The organism is Mesonia mobilis DSM 19841 (assembly GCF_000423405.1).
GTDB lineage: Bacteria > Bacteroidota > Bacteroidia > Flavobacteriales > Flavobacteriaceae > Mesonia > Mesonia mobilis.
Map to the genome: position 1 here is coordinate 100636 of NZ_AUHX01000005.1, position 15913 is coordinate 116548.

9 protein-coding genes are annotated in these 15913 nt (G+C 35.8%); 3 read left to right on the forward strand and 6 right to left on the reverse strand.

Annotated elements, in window-relative coordinates; translation table 11 throughout:
- Positions 1-8: 8 nt before the first annotated feature.
- From G551_RS0104905 to G551_RS0104930, 6 genes are all read right to left on the reverse strand, one after another.
- Positions 9-1874: a glycoside hydrolase family 13 protein gene (locus tag G551_RS0104905; protein ID WP_051191265.1), complete on the reverse strand. Its 1866-nt coding sequence runs from the start codon at positions 1872-1874 to the stop codon at positions 9-11.
- A gap of 273 nt (positions 1875-2147) precedes the next feature.
- Positions 2148-4259 carry a glycoside hydrolase family 97 protein gene (locus tag G551_RS0104910; RefSeq protein WP_027884508.1) on the reverse strand — a complete coding sequence of 704 codons (2112 nt, stop codon included), beginning with the start codon at positions 4257-4259 and terminating at the stop codon, positions 2148-2150.
- Between the two features lie 18 nt (positions 4260-4277).
- Entirely contained in the window at positions 4278-6578 is a 2301-nt protein-coding gene (locus tag G551_RS0104915; protein ID WP_027884509.1) for a glycoside hydrolase family 65 protein, read from the reverse strand.
- 4 nt (positions 6579-6582) lie between these two features.
- Positions 6583-7245 carry a beta-phosphoglucomutase gene (pgmB, locus tag G551_RS0104920; protein ID WP_036243352.1) on the reverse strand — a complete coding sequence of 221 codons (663 nt, stop codon included), beginning with the start codon at positions 7243-7245 and terminating at the stop codon, positions 6583-6585.
- Positions 7229-8752: an MFS transporter gene (locus G551_RS0104925; RefSeq protein WP_027884511.1), complete on the reverse strand. Its 1524-nt coding sequence runs from the start codon at positions 8750-8752 to the stop codon at positions 7229-7231. Before G551_RS0104925 ends, pgmB begins: the two co-directional genes overlap by 17 nt.
- A 223-nt stretch (positions 8753-8975) precedes the next feature.
- Positions 8976-9995: a LacI family DNA-binding transcriptional regulator gene (locus G551_RS0104930; RefSeq protein WP_027884512.1), complete on the reverse strand. Its 1020-nt coding sequence runs from the start codon at positions 9993-9995 to the stop codon at positions 8976-8978.
- A 229-nt stretch (positions 9996-10224) separates the two neighbouring features.
- Between G551_RS0104930 and G551_RS0104935 the strand changes: the two genes are divergently transcribed.
- From G551_RS0104935 to G551_RS0104945, 3 genes are read left to right on the forward strand one after another with little or no spacing between them, the layout of a single operon-like run.
- A complete protein-coding gene (locus tag G551_RS0104935; protein WP_027884513.1) occupies positions 10225-13155 on the forward strand; it encodes a SusC/RagA family TonB-linked outer membrane protein in 2931 nt (976 codons plus the stop codon).
- Between the two features lie 10 nt (positions 13156-13165).
- Positions 13166-14791 (forward strand): RagB/SusD family nutrient uptake outer membrane protein, encoded by a 1626-nt coding sequence (locus G551_RS0104940; RefSeq protein WP_027884514.1) that lies wholly within the window; start codon positions 13166-13168, stop codon positions 14789-14791.
- A gap of 12 nt (positions 14792-14803) precedes the next feature.
- Positions 14804-15868, forward strand: coding sequence for a SusE domain-containing protein (locus G551_RS0104945; RefSeq protein ID WP_027884515.1), 1065 nt, complete (start codon positions 14804-14806; stop codon positions 15866-15868).
- Positions 15869-15913: the final 45 nt, after the last annotated feature.

Sequence of the window (15913 nt, forward strand, 5' to 3'; positions counted from 1 at the left end):
AATAAATCTTATAATTGAATCACCATTGGCGTTTTACCGGCAATGCTTAATTTTTCTTTTAGCTGAAGTTGTTTTCCGCTTAATACTTCTTTTCCGGTTGAAATACCGTTTAAATTTTCTTGAAAACGGTTTAAATCTAAGTTTTGCTCTTCTTCATTATTATTCAAAATCACCATCACTTTATCGTCTGCTAATTCACGGAAATACACGTAAACATTATTTTCCGGCAAGTAATGTGTTAATTCTCCTTCGTGAATCGCTTTTGAATTTTTTCTGAAATTCAGCAACTTCTTCGTAAAACTGTGGAAGCTTTCTTGCAGTTCTGTTCGCTCTGAAGCCTGAAAAGCATTTTGCTTATCACTTTCCCAACCACCGGGAAAATCTCGACGAATATCTCCATCGCCTTTTCCTTTATCGCCACGCATCGCAATTTCTGATCCGTAATACAATTGAGGAATTCCGCGAGTCGTTGCAATTAAAGTCAACCCTAATTGATAGCTATTGAAATCTTGATCGTAAATCTCATTGAACCTTCCGGTATCGTGATTTTCTAGAAACACTAAAAGATTATTGGTATTTGGGTACAAAAAGTCGTTCACAAAATTACCGTAAGCTTTTTGCATACCGCTACCCCAACCTGCTTTTTCTTTAAACATATTGCCCAGCGCATCGTGCAAAGTAAAATCCATCACCGATGGACAGTACGAATTAAAATCTTGTAACGCACCAATCTCACTGTCTTTTTGCCAATAAGAAATTTGCGCCTGATTGTGTAACCAAACTTCTCCTACGATGTTGAAATTAGGATATTCATCCATAATTGCTTTGGTCCATTTCGAGATGCCTTCTTTATCGTTGTAACTATAAGTATCTACGCGAAAACCATCTAAATCGGCAAACTCGATCCACCATATCGCATTCTGAATAAGATATTGAAGCACTAACGGATTACTTTGGTTTAAATCGGGCATTGTTCTAACAAACCACCCTTTTTCACAATATTTCGCATCGATTGCGGAAGCGTGCGGATCGTATTGAGTTTCCATTCTGTAATTAGAATTGGCGTAACCAGGAAACTGATGAATCCAATCATAAGTTGGTAAATCTTTAATCATCCAATGTTCTGCTCCCCAGTGGTTGGTCACATAATCCATAATGAGCTTCATATCGCGCTCATGCATTTCTTCAGCTAAACGTCGGTAATCTTCATTACTTCCGTAACGCGGATCGATCTTATACACATCACTTTGTGCGTAAGTATGGTAAGAATAGCCCTTATCGTTATCTTCTAATAATGGCGTGCTCCAAATGGCAGTCGCTCCTAAATCTTCAATATAATCTAAATGATCGATGATTCCCTGAATATCGCCACCGTGTCTTCCTCCTTCTGCTTCTCTGTTTAATTTATCGGCTAAACCTTTTACAGAATCGTTGTCTGGATTTCCGTTAGCAAAACGATCGGGCATTAATAAATACATGACGTCGGCACTAGAAAAACCTTCTCTTAATGCTGAATTTTCTTTGCGTTCTTTCAACTCATATTCCTGTGTAAATTTTACACGTTTCTTTTTTGAAAAGTTGAAATGTAATGTTTGCGGTTGAAGATTTTTGGTTTCAATAGTTACAAACAGATAATTAGGATTTTCGGTTTTTAGAACGCCGTTAATCACAACTTCTTCTTGAGTTGAAACTGAATATTCTGCGATATCTTTTCCGTAGAAAAGAATTTCAATTTCTGAAGTTTCCATCTCTGCCCACCAAAAAGGCGGTTCTACGCGTTCTATTTGCGCATTTACTTCCGTAGAAAAAACATTCAGCAATACAAATAAACTGAACACGACAGAAGCTTTTTGAAAAAATGAATTGGTTTTCATATTTAGTTTTAGGGGTTAAAAACCTCTCGACTACGCTCGAGGTGACAACATATTAAATTAGGTCTTCTTGATTCTTAAAAGGATCCAACCTTTGTTATCCTGCAAGGTTTCAAAAAACCTTGTAGGTATTTTTATACTGACTTACAATACCTACAAGGTCTTAAAGACCTTGCAGGAAAGTTCTATTTTACTTTTTACATTTAGACCTCACAGGTTCTTAAAATGAAAGTATAAAAGTTTTCGACTCCGCTCGAACTGACAAGAATTTAATAATTATTTCTTCTCGATAATACTAATGGCAAAGCCACCGGCCGGAGCAGAATCTAATTTTAATTTGGTTCTGCTAGTTACCGTTTTGGTCGTAATTTTATAAGCTTGCGGATTCGTTTTGTAATGCGCATCTTCGGCATCGGCATAAATCGTTGCCGTATATTTTTTACCTTTCTCTAAGAAATCTAATTTGATTTTGGTTATTCTTGGTGTTACACCGTTTACATTCCCTACAAACCAATTGTTAGTTCCTTTAGCTTTACGAGCTACGGTAATGTATTGTCCCGGTTCTGCTTCTAAATATTCACTCTCTTCCCAATCTACTGCAACGTCTTTAATAAACTGAAATGCATCCGGGAAACGCATATAATTTTCAGGTAAATCTGCTGCCATTTGCAACGGACTGTACATTGTCACATATAAAGCTAATTGATTGGCTAAGGTTGAATTTACATGGGAGTTGTTACCAGGATTTAATTTACTAATATCCATTTCAAAAATACCCGGAGTATAATCCATCGGGCCGCCAATTAAACGTGTAAATGGTAAAATAGTTACGTGATTTGGTTTGTTACCGCCAAAAGCTTGAAACTCGGTTCCTCTTGCAGATTCGTTCCCAATTAAGTTCGGGTAAGTTCTGCGTAAACCTGTTGGTCTCACAGCTTCGTGAGCATTGACCATAATGTTGTAATCTGCTGCTTTTTGTACCGCATATAAGAAATGATTAATCGCCCATTGACCGTAATGATGCTCTCCACGCGGAATAATGTTACCTACATAACCACTTTTAACCGCCGGGTAGTCGTACTTGTTCATAAAAGCATAAGCAGTATCCATATGGCGTTCGTAATTACGAATAGCTCCCGAAGTTTCGTGGTGCATCATCATTTTTACGTTTTTAGACGCTGCATAATCGTGAATTTCTTCTACATCAAAATCTGGGTACGGCGTTACAAAATCGAAAACAAAATCTTTAGAATGGCCGTACCAATCTTCCCAACCTTGGTTCCAACCTTCAACTAAAACGGCATCAAAACCGTGTTCTGAAGCAAAATCGATGTATTCTTTTACGTGTTCGGTGTTTGCAGCGTGTCTTCCGTTGGGTTTAGCTTTGGTAAAATCTGTTTCTCCAATTTTTACTGAAGGAAGATCGTCGGTATAGTTCCAAGCGCTTTTACCGGTAATCATTTCCCACCAAACTCCAACATATTTAATTGGTTTAATGTAGGATGTATCTTCAATAACATTTGGTTCATTTAAATTCAACGTCATATTAGACGCTAAAATATCGGTTGCATCGTCGCTAACCATAATTGTTCTCCACGGTGAAGTGGTTGGCGCTTGCAAGAAACCTTTGTTTCCTAAAGCATCTGGCGTTAACCAAGATTCAAAAACTAAATTTTCTTCATCCAAGTTAAGGTTCATTAGCGAATACTCTTTTAATGCTGCTTCGTGAAGGTTAATGTATAAACCATTTTCACTTTTCATCATTAACGAAGTTTGTACCGCACTTTTAGAAAATTGTTCTTGCGATTCGTTTTGTGAAAGTGCTCCGTCAAACTTGGCACTGATCTCAGATAATTTTGAAGTCGTATAATCGTATTCCTGCGTATCGTAATCGCCCGGAATCCAGAAAGCTGTGTGATCGCCGGTCATAGCAAATTGCGTATGCTCTTCTTTAATCACAAAATAAACTAAGTTTTTTTGCTCTGGAAATTCGTAACGAAAACCTAAACCTTCATCAAACATTCGAAAACGGATAATGATATGGCGATCTTTTTCCGGCTGGTTTAAAGTTACCGCCAACTCATTATAATGGTTTCTAATTTCTGACTGTTCTCCCCAAACCGGTTCCCAGGTTTCGTCGAAAGTTGAAGTTTTGGTATCGACGATCTCAAAATTATTCATTAACGATAAATCGTCATTTTTAAGTTCTAAACCTAATGTACTCGGTTTGATAACTTCTTGATCTTTGTAGGTTAATTGGTAAACCGGCGTTCCGTCTTCATTTAAAGAAAACTTCATTTTAAGGTCTTGATTCGGAGAAGTTAACTCCTGCGCAAGGCTTGAAAAACTTAACAACCAAATACCAATTAGGGCAAATGTATATTTCATGTTTTTGGTTTTATTGAATTATATTTTTACTGCTGAATTTACTTCAACTTCTTTTTCATTTAAAAGTACCGTCATCGATCCGTTACCATCTAAAGTGAAATTGGTATTATCTTCGGTTACTTCAACCTTCAGAATTTGATTTCTAAAGTTAATTTTGAACGAATAACCTTTCCACTCTTTTGGTAATTGCGGTGCGAAAGAAAGTTTTCCGTCACGAACGCGCATTCCTGCAAAACCTTCTACAATACTCATCCACGTACCGGCCATGCTGGTAATGTGGCAACCTTCTTCCACCTCTTTATTATAATCGTCTAGATCTAAACGAGAGGTACGTAAATAAAACTCGTAAGCTTGCTCCATTCTACCCAAAACCGCAGCTTGAATACTGTGAACACAAGGCGAAAGTGAAGATTCGTGAACCGTAAATGGCTCATAAAAATCGAAATGCTTTTCTAATTCTTCTTTGCTGAAATGCTCTTCGAAAAAATAAAAACCTTGTAAGGTATCGGCTTGTTTGATAAATGGCGAACGTAAAATACGATCCCAACTCCAATGCTGATTAATTGGTCGTAAAGCTTTTGGTAAATCTGCAACGGTAGTTTGCTCTTTATCTAAAAAACCATCTTGTTGCAAGAAAACGCCGTGTTCTTCAGAATAAGGGAAATACATTTGATCTGCAACAGCTTTCCATTTTTCTAATTCTTCTGAAGTGATGTTAGTTTTTGCTGAAATACGTTCGTAATCTGAAGAAAATTCAGTTTTAACTTTATCAATATTTTCTAACGCATAATCGATACACCATTTCGCGATGTAATTGGTATACCAGTTATTATTGACGTTATTTTCGTATTCATTTGGTCCTGTAACACCAAGAATTACGTATTTATTTTTTTGTGTCGAAAAAGTTGCTCTTTGTTGCCAAAAACGAGCGATCCCGATCAATACTTCTAAACCTTTCTCTGGAATGTAAGAAAAATCTCCGGTGAAACGATGGTAATTGAAAATCGCATAAGCAATGGCTCCGTTTCGGTGAATTTCTTCAAAAGTGATTTCCCACTCGTTATGGCTTTCTTCACCGTTCATCGTTACCATTGGGTAAAGTGCCGCGCCCTTGGTAAAACCTAATTTTTCGGCATTTTCGATCGCTTTATCTAATTGATTGTAACGATATGCTAATAGATTTTTGGCGATCTCTTGATCTTTGGTCGCCATATAAAACGGAAGACAATAAGCTTCGGTATCCCAATAGGTACTTCCGCCATATTTTTCTCCGGTAAATCCTTTCGGACCAATATTTAAACGGGCATCTTTCCCAGAATAGGTTTGATTGAGCTGAAAAATATTGAAACGAATACCTTGCTGTGCTTTTACATCGCCTTCAATGGTAATGTCTGACATTTTCCAGACTTGTGCCCAAGCATCGGCTTGTTCTTGTAATAATTCTTCTACAGAATGAGATTCAACTTCATTCAACAGATCTTGTGTCGCTTCAATTAGATTTCCGTTAGGATGATTCATCCCTTTTACGTAACCGCCTAATTTTTTCAGTGTAACTTTTTCTCCTTTATTTACAGAGAAATTATAGGTAAAAGTTACTTTTTGCGCTTCTTTTTCAGTAGAAAAATCTACGTTTTGCTTTTCGTTATTCAGCAACAGTTCCGTATGCATAAACGTACATACGTGAAATTCTGTTTTTAATGTTTTTGAAGTGATAAAGCCACGATTATTTACTGCTTCAACTTCTAAAGTTTCCCAGAATTGATCTTCCCAGTTGGTATCTTCATTGGTGATCCCGCTATCAAGATACGGAGAAAATTCAACTTCAACATTTGCATTTAAAGGCGTAACTTCATAATTAATTACTCCTAATTCGTCTTTTACCAAACTTAGAAAACGTGTAGCTTTTACTTCAACCTCAATATCATTGGGCATTGTAGCTACAAAAGAACGCATATACCAACCTTCTTTCATATTTAATTCTCGCTGAAAGTTTTCTACCTTTTTACAAGTGAAAAGATCGAGTTGTTCTCCGTTAATCTTTACGTTTATACCGATCCAACTTGGAGAGTTAAGTACTTTGGCGAAATACTCCGGATAACCATTTTTCCACCAACCTACGCGGGTTTTATCTGGGTAATAAACGCCACCAATGTAGCTTCCTTGAAAGGTTGGACCTGAGTAATATTCTTCAAAATTATTGCGTTGCCCCATGGCACCGTTCCCTAAACTAAAAAGGCTTTCTGAAGATTTTACGCGGTCTGCATCGAAACCTTTTTCGATAATCGACCAATCTGCAGCTTGTATATAATCTTGATTCATCTGTTTAAATTCTTGCTAACTTGATTAAAAATTCGTCACTTATTTCTGTGAAATCCTGAAAGGTATGATCGGCTTCGTGTAAAACCGCTTGCTCACCAATACCAATACTCGTCATTTGTGCATTATTGGCCGCTTGAATACCTGCAATCGAGTCTTCAAACACCACACAATCTTTTGGATCTGCTCCTAATTTTTCGGCACCGACCAAGAAAACTTCCGGGTCTGGTTTGGCTTTGGTTACGTTCGTACCATCGACAATCTCGTCGAAAAACGGAGTTAAATTTATTTTATCTAAAATCCTACGTGCATTTTTACTGGCAGAACCCAGCGCAATAGGAATGTTATTGTCTTTTAATAATTGTAATTTTTCTTTTACCTGCGGAAGAATTTCAGATTCATCCATCGCATCTACGTAGGTGAGGTAATCTTCATTTTTTTTATCCATTAACTGAATAAATTCTTCTTCTGAAACCGAAGTATTGCCCCACTCTAATATTTTTTTAAGTGAATTTACTCTACTCACTCCTTTTAATTGTTCGTTTTGCTCGTGATCGAAATCGATGCCTAGCCCGTTGGCTAATCGTTTCCACGCTTGAAAATGAAATTTAGCCGTGTCTACAATCACGCCATCTAAATCGAAAATAAATGCTTTAGTTTTGGTTTTCATCAATTACAATTTTGTGTTTTGTTTTTACTCGTAAGGTGAGTAAACCCGATAAGATCATTGCAAAACCGCCTACGATCAATGCGTAAACCGGTTCGTTATTAAAAAATTCTTTTACGATAAAGCCTAATATGGTTGCTGCTACAATTTGAGGAAGTACAACAAAAAAGTTGAAAATCCCCATATAGTAACCCATTTTGGAAGAAGGCAAACTATTAGAAAGCATCGCGTAAGGAATCGATAAAATACTTGCCCAAGCAATACCAACGCCAACCATTGCTAATAAAAGTCCGGTTTTATCACTTAAAAAATAGACAGAAATAAGTCCGAGGCCTCCAAAAAACAAGGCTAACATATGAGTTATTTTATTACTGGTTCTCTTCGCTAAGACCGGAAGTAAAAATGATACCGCTGCTGCAACACCATTATAAACCGCAAACATCACGGGAACCCAATCTGCCGCATCATTATAGGCTTGAGATTTAGGATCGAAGGTATTAAATACGTGACCGGTAACGGCTTGTGTAGTATAAATCCACATACTGAAAAGTGCAAACCAAGAAAAGAACTGCACCCAAGCCAATTGCTTCATTGCCAAAGGCATATTCAGCATATCGGTAATAATAATGGTATAACCGTTTCTTACATTTCGTTTTCTTAATAATGCCACCGAAATAAATAACAGACCGGCGATAATTAAACCAACGAACAGAATGTATAATTCTTTGGTTAAACCATTAATAAAGATAAGGTAGGTAACAATTGCCCCCAGCAAAAGCATAAAAAAACCAACTCGCATTTGCTTGGCGATATTTTTAGATTTATCGACAACTTCTACGCGTTGTGGCTCTTTCTCTTTGTCTTTCGCTTCTATAGCTGCTAATTCTTCCGGAGAGTATTCTTTAGAATTAAAAACAGTCCATAATACTGCAGAAATAAAAACAATTCCCCCTACGTAAAAAGACCATTTTACCGAATCTGGAATTAAACCTTCTGCCGCGGTGTTTGAAATTCCGAAGACATTGGTAAATAAATACGGAAGTAACGATCCTAGAACCGCGCCCAAACCAATAAAAAAACTTTGCATCGCAAAACCTTGCGTACGCTGATGTTCATCTAAATTATCACCTACAAAAGCCCGAAAAGGTTCCATCGAAATATTAATGGAAGCATCCATAATCCAAAGAGTTCCCGCAGCAATCCAAAGCGTTGGTGAATTAGGCATTAAAAACAGACAGATCGAAGAAAGTATAGCTCCGATTAAAAAATAAGGTTTTCTGCGGCCTAATTTTGTCCAAGTTTTATCTGAAAAATAACCAATAATAGGTTGAACCACTAAACCGGTAACCGGCGCGGCAATCCATAAAATAGGAATATCTTCTACACTTGCACCAAGTGTTTCAAAAATTCTGGAGGTATTGGCATTTTGAAGTGCGAACCCAAATTGTATTCCTAAGAAACCGAAACTCATGTTCCAAATTTCCCAGAAACTTAGCTTGCGCTTTTGCATATCGTAATTTATTGATTAATAACACGATAAGCACGATGACTTATCATTACTTTAAGTGGAAAGTGAAAACATAAGTAATGATAATCAGCTACAAATATAAAGATTAAATTGAAATTGTAATGTTAAATCTTATTTTTAGTGGTTAGATTTGAGAGGTTAGAGATTAGATGTAAACGGTATGAAACGAAAAAATCAAAAAAAACTAAACAACTCAAAAACACATTTATTTTTTTACTGAATCTCTAATAATTAAACTCGTATCTAACACAGTGGTTTGAAAGATTTGTTCCTCTGTTTCACTTTCTAAACGCTCAATTAATAAATGAGCAGCTTTTGCTCCCATATCTTCCCCATGTTGATTTACGGTAGAAAGACTTGGTATAAAACTTTTAGAAACTACTCCATCGGTAAAACCGATCACAGAAACATCGTTAGGAACTTTTTTTCCTAATTTAGTTAGCGCTTTAATGGCATTTACTGCAAATTGTTCATTTACCGCGAAAACTGCGTCGATGTCTTTTCCTTTTAAAAATTCTTCTATTTTTTCTTGAGAATGATCTACATCTTCAATTTTTAAGATAAGATCCTCATTTACTTCTAAATCGTTAGTGGTTAATGCTTCTTTGTAGCCTGCAGTTCTCAATTTACCAACACTTACATAATCAACCGTTGAAATAAGTGCAATTTTTTTGCATTGCAAATCAATTAGGTATTGAACTGCCTCAAAAGCACCATGCTTATCACTAATCACCACTTTATCACAAATTACTTCATCGATCACTCGATCAAACATCACTACTGGCATTCCCTGGCTTATTACTTCTTTAATATGATGGTAATCTTCTTTTTGTTGAGTTTCTTTAGCAACAGACATAATAAAACCATCGGTGCTTCCATTGGCTAAAAATTCAAGGTTTAAGACTTCTTTATCGAAAGAGTTGTTCGATAAACAAATAATAACGTTATAACCTTTTTCGTTCGCCACGTGCTCAATACCGCGAATAACTGTCGTAAAGAAATGATGCACGATTTCCGGGATAATAATACCTATAGTTTTAGTTTTTCTGTTTTTTAGGCTTAAGGCAATGTTATTAGGCTTGTAATTATAAAGTTTAGCGAAAGCTTTAATTTTCTCTTTGGTATCTACACTTATCTCTGCACTATCTTTTAGAGCTTTAGAAACCGTTGAAACTGAGACATCTAGTTCTTTCGCAATTTGCTTTAATGTGATTTTTCTTTTCATAATTATTTATATATAATCAGTTAATGGGGTTAAAATTTTTAATTCCTTAATTATAAGCCCTATAAGTTTTCAATATGTTAAAATTTAACAAGTTTTCAACACGAAAACGTTATAGTCGGTTTTAGAATTTTCTTATATGAAAAACTAACACCAATTTTACATTGTTTTAACATTGGAAAGTGAAAACATAAGTTACAAACACAAATTTAAAACTATTATTCAATAATCTATGAGAACATTGTACAAAGCGTTACTGGTCTTATTAATTGCGATCCCTTCGAGTATTTATGCTCAGGAATCATCAGTTAGTGGTACCGTAACCGAATCAACCGGAATGCCAATCCCTGGTGTAAACGTCGTTGTAAAAAACACTAGCAAAGGTGCAGTGACAGATTTTGATGGTAATTACACCATTAATAATGTCCAAAAAAATGACACACTTGTTTACTCTTATATTGGTTTCACTACACAAGAAATCGTTTTCGTTAATCAAAGTACGATAAACGTAACTTTAGAAGAAGATTCTTCTACCTTAGATGAAGTTGTCGTTGTAGGTTATGGTACGACTGCAAAGAAAGATTTAACCGGAGCAGTGAACCAAATTTCTACTGAAGATTTCAATAAAGGGCAACAAAACACCGCAAGTCAATTAATCACTGGTAAAATTGCCGGTGTAAATGTAACTACTGGTGGAGCTCCTGGAGATGGTAGTAATATTACTATTCGTGGTCTAGGATCTTTACAATTAAACAATAGTCCACTTTACGTAGTAGATGGTTTCCCTATATCTAACGATGCTGTTGGTGGTTCTAGAAACCCATTAGATTTTATTAACCCTAACGATATTGAAAGTATTACCGTTTTAAAAGATGCTTCTGCTACCGCTATTTATGGTTCGAGAGCAGCGAACGGTGTTATTTTAATTACTACTAAAAAAGGAAAAGGTTTAGATTTTAAATTCAATTACTCATCTACTACTACGCTTTACACACCTACAGATTATGTAGATGTTTTAGACGGAGATCAATTTAGAGCTTTAGTAAATGAAGTAGGTAACGATGCGGCTATCGGAAGATTAGGAACGGCTAATACCAACTGGCAAGACTTAATTTACAGAGATGCTTTTGGATCTGAACACAATTTTAGTACAACCGGAAACATCGGTGGTTTTATGCCGGTAAGAGCTTCTTTAGGTTATTCTGATCAAGATGGTATTTTAAAAAATGATAACTTTACAAGAACTACAGCAGCAATCAACTTAAAGCCAAGTTTCTTTGATGGTCATTTAAAATTTGAATTAAATGGTCGCGGTATGTATAATGAAAATACATTTGGTAATCGTGGAGCCATTGGATCTGCTGTCGACTTTGACCCAACACAATCGGTTTACAATCCTAATTCTACGTATTCACCTTATTTTACCTGGTTAAATTCTGAAGGTAATGCACAGTATAACCTAGCTCCTACCAATCCGGTAGCTTTATTAAATGAAGTTGATGATACTGCTGAAGTAAGAAGATTTATAGGAAATGCAAAAGTAGATTACAAATTACATTTCTTTCCAGATCTTACTGCAACCGTTAATTTAGGTTTAGACAAAACAAATAGTCACGGTAGAACTGCTGTCTCTCAAGCTTTACCGTCTACGCAATTAGACTGGGATGGATCATACTCATTTTATGAAAATGAATCTACGAATAAATTATTTGATGCCTATTTAACTTACGATAAAGATATTAATGACCATTCGATTACTGCAGTTTTAGGTCATTCGTACCAAAGTTTTTATAACGATAACTTTAGTTATGATAGCGAAGCTGAACAAGAAGGAAATGAATTTGAATTTATCGATAAATATGAGCACGTATTGCTTTCTTATTTTGGACGTTTAAATTATAACTTTGATGATCGTTATTTAGTAACTGCTTCGTTAAGAGCAGATGCCTCTTCAAGACTTAATCCGGATGATCGTTGGGGCTACTTCCCTTCTGCGGCATTAGCTTGGAATATTAATAATGAAGATTTCTTTAAATCTAACGTAATCGATCAACTTAAATTAAGAGTTGGTTATGGAGAAATTGGTAATGTTAATGGTTTAGGAAACTATTTATTCTTAACTAGATATACTAGAAGTAGAACCAATGCTAATTACCAATTTGGTTATATCGACAATAATCCAAACTTTATACAAACCTATAGACCAGAAGCAATTAACGAGAATTTACGCTGGGAAATTGGTCAAACTCTAAATGTTGGTTTAGATTACGCCTTATTCGATAGTAGAATCTCTGGTTCTGTAAATGCATACATTAACAAAACTGAAGACCTTATTTCTTACGTAACTGTTTCACCTTTTACGAATTTCTCTAACGGACTTAATGCTAACATTGGTGATATGGAAAATAGAGGTATCGAATTTGAAATTAATGCTACACCAATTCAAACCGAAGATTTTACTTGGAGAATCGGTTACAATATCGCACTTAACGATAATGAAATTACAAACCTTCCAGATCAAGTAGAAACCGGTGGTATTAATGGTGGTACGGGAAATAACATTCAATTGCATAAAGAAGGTCATTCACCAAGCACATATTGGGTTTACAAGCAAATTTATGATGAAAATGGTCGACCAATCGAAGGTGCTTATGTAGATAGAAATGGTGATAATATCATTAATGACGATGACAAATATTTAGCTGAAGATCCTTATGCAGATATTACCATGGGATTAAATACTAACTTGAATTATAAAAACTGGGATTTTGCTGTAGTATCTAGAGTAAGTTTAGGTAATTATAACTATAACAATATGGCTTCTGCTAAATCTTACCAGTTAAGAGCGACAGAAAATAGTATTTTAACCAATTTACATGCAGATACGTATAACTCAGGGTTCCAAAACCTAACCGATGGTAATCTACAAAGCGATTATTACTTACAAGATGCATCTTTCTTCAAATTAGATAACATTACTTTGGGTTATACTATTCCTAATGTGTTTAGTAAAGACAGCAACTTAAGAATCTTTGGTTCTGCTCAAAACGTATTAGTGATCACTGACTATGACGGTCTAGATCCAGAAATTTACGGTGGTATAGATAATAACTTCTACCCAAGACCGAGATTATATAGTATCGGAGTTAATTTAAACTTTTAAAAAAAGAATTATGAAAATGAATTTTATAAATAAACTTTTCTTCATCGTTCCGGCAATGGTACTCTTCTCTTGTCATAACGATTTAGATGTAGATCCTACCATCGATCCTGATAGTTTTACAGAAGAAAATGTTTTTGCAAATGAAACAGAAGCAAAAAGTGCATTGGCAAAACTTTATGCAAGTTTAGCTTTAACCGGACAAGAAGGTCCTGCCGGACAACCCGATATTTCTGGAATTGACGAAGGTACTTCTCAATACTCAAGAATGTTATTCAGCTTAAATGAACTTACAACAGATAATGCTGTAGTAGGTTGGGGAGATCCCGGACTACCAGATCTTCATGCAATGAGCTGGGGAGCAAGTAACGATTTTACCACTGCGATGTATAACCGTTTAGCACAAGAGGTTTCGTTTTGTAACTCTTTTATCGATAACGCGCAATCTTTAACTAATTCAGATGAAGTTGATGCTTTTGTTGCAGAAGCTAGATTTTTAAGAGCTTTCGCATACTACAATTTAATCGATCTATATGCAGATGTTCCTTTAGTAACTCAAGTCTCTACTAACGTACCTGAGCAAAATTCAAGAGAAGAGATTTTCGGATTTATCGAAACAGAATTATTAGAAATTCAAGACCTTTTAAAAGAAAGTGGAGCTAACGAATATGGTCGTGTAGATCGTGTTGCGGCTTGGGCTTTATTATCTAAATTATATTTAAATGCAGAGGTATGGATAGGTGAAGCTCGTTATACAGATGCAATTACCTATTCTCAATTAGCCATTAATTCAACCTATTCTATTAATGTTAACGATGAAAACGGTGATGGTTCTGCTTATGATGAATTATTTAAAGCTGATAACGATACCAACGGAGCACAAAACGAATTTATTTTTGCGATTAACTTCGACGGTAATTCTTCTAGAACTTATGGAGGGACAACTTTCTTAGTTCACGCTTCTAGAGGTGGTTCTATGGATCCTGCTGCTGCCGGTATTAACGGTGGTTGGGAAGGTTTAAGAACTACCAGTGCATTAGTCAATAAATTTAACTACGCGGTAACTAACTCAGAAGATGGTGATCCTATTGAATGGGCAGACGGTAGAGCAATGTTCTATACTGATGGACAAAACTTAGAGATCAATACAATAGCTAACACATTTACCGATGGTTATGCCATTACAAAATTCACCAATGTAGATTCTGAAGGTAATCCCGGAGTCGATGAAGGTGGAGATTTTGTAGACACCGATTTACCATTAATTCGTTTAGCTGAAGTTTACCTTAATTATGCTGAAGCTGTTTTACGTAACGGTAGCGGCGGTGACCTTCAAACCGCAACTGCTTATATCAATGAATTAAGACAAAGAGCCTTTGGTAACAATAACGGAAATATTACAAGTGGCGATTTAGATTTAGATTTCATTATCGATGAAAGAGCTAGAGAATTGTATTGGGAAGGTCAACGAAGAACAGACTTAATTCGTTTTGGAGACTTTACTACAGGAAGTTACTTATGGCCTTTTAAAGGTGGTGCACAAGGGGGAACTGCAGTTTCAGAATTTAGAAACTTATTCCCGCTACCAAGTAACAATATTTTAATCAACACTAATTTAACTCAAAATCCAGGATACTAAAATCGTAACATCATGAAAAAGTTAATAAACATATTCGCTTTATGCTTTATCGCATTAAGTTTTATCGCTTGTGAAGAAGAAGATGAATTTACATTTATCGCAAGCCCAGAGCAAACCGCAGATTTCACATTTACCAATTCAATTTCAGATAATTATTTGCTAAGTCCTTTAGTAGCCGATAATCCTGCTGAAAGATTTGTTTGGAATGAAGCAGATTTTGATGTGCAAACTCCGGTAAATTACGAATTACAAGGAGCAGTAACTGAAGATTTCAACAACCCTACTACTTTAGCAGACATTACAGGAACAGATTACTCAGTGACTGTAAGCAGTATGTTAAGTTTAGCAAATGAAGCTGGTTTAGATAACGATCCAGATACAGAAGAAGCTCCAAACACAGGCATGCTTTTTTTTAGAGTAAGAGCTTACGTTGGTGCAGATGCAGGAAATGTTGTTGAGCAATTCTCAGATATGCTAACCTTAAACGTTGAATTAGTCGAAAATACTTCAGAAGAAGTAGATTTAAGTACCACTTGGGGTGTAACTGGTGGTGCAACAGAATTTGGATGGGATGCTCCTGATGTACCGATGTGGAAATCAGATATAACCGGTGTAGATAATCTTGTTTACGTTGCCTATACTACCCTAACTGATGGAGAGATTAAATTCAGAGAAAATGAAGCTTGGGGTAACGATTACGGCGGTGCCGATGGCCAATTGGTTGCAGGTGGGGATAATATTGAAGTTACTGAAGGAACATACAAAATTACCATAGATTTAAACCCTGATGAATTAACCTATAGCTTAGAAGAATACTCTTGGGGTATTGTTGGTGATGCTACTCCTAATGGTTGGGATGGACCAGATGTTCAATTATCATACAATGGAGAAAATAATACTTGGATGGTAGAAAATGTAACTTTAACCGATGGTGAAATCAAATTTAGATTAAACAACGCTTGGGGTGATGATTACGGAGGAAATGATGGACAATTAGGATCTGATAATATCCCTGTAACTGCAGGAACTTACACCATTATCGTAGATTTCGAAAACGGAACCTATACCATCGAATAATATTTTGAAAACAACTCTTTCTCTGTAAGAGTAACTTTCAACCAA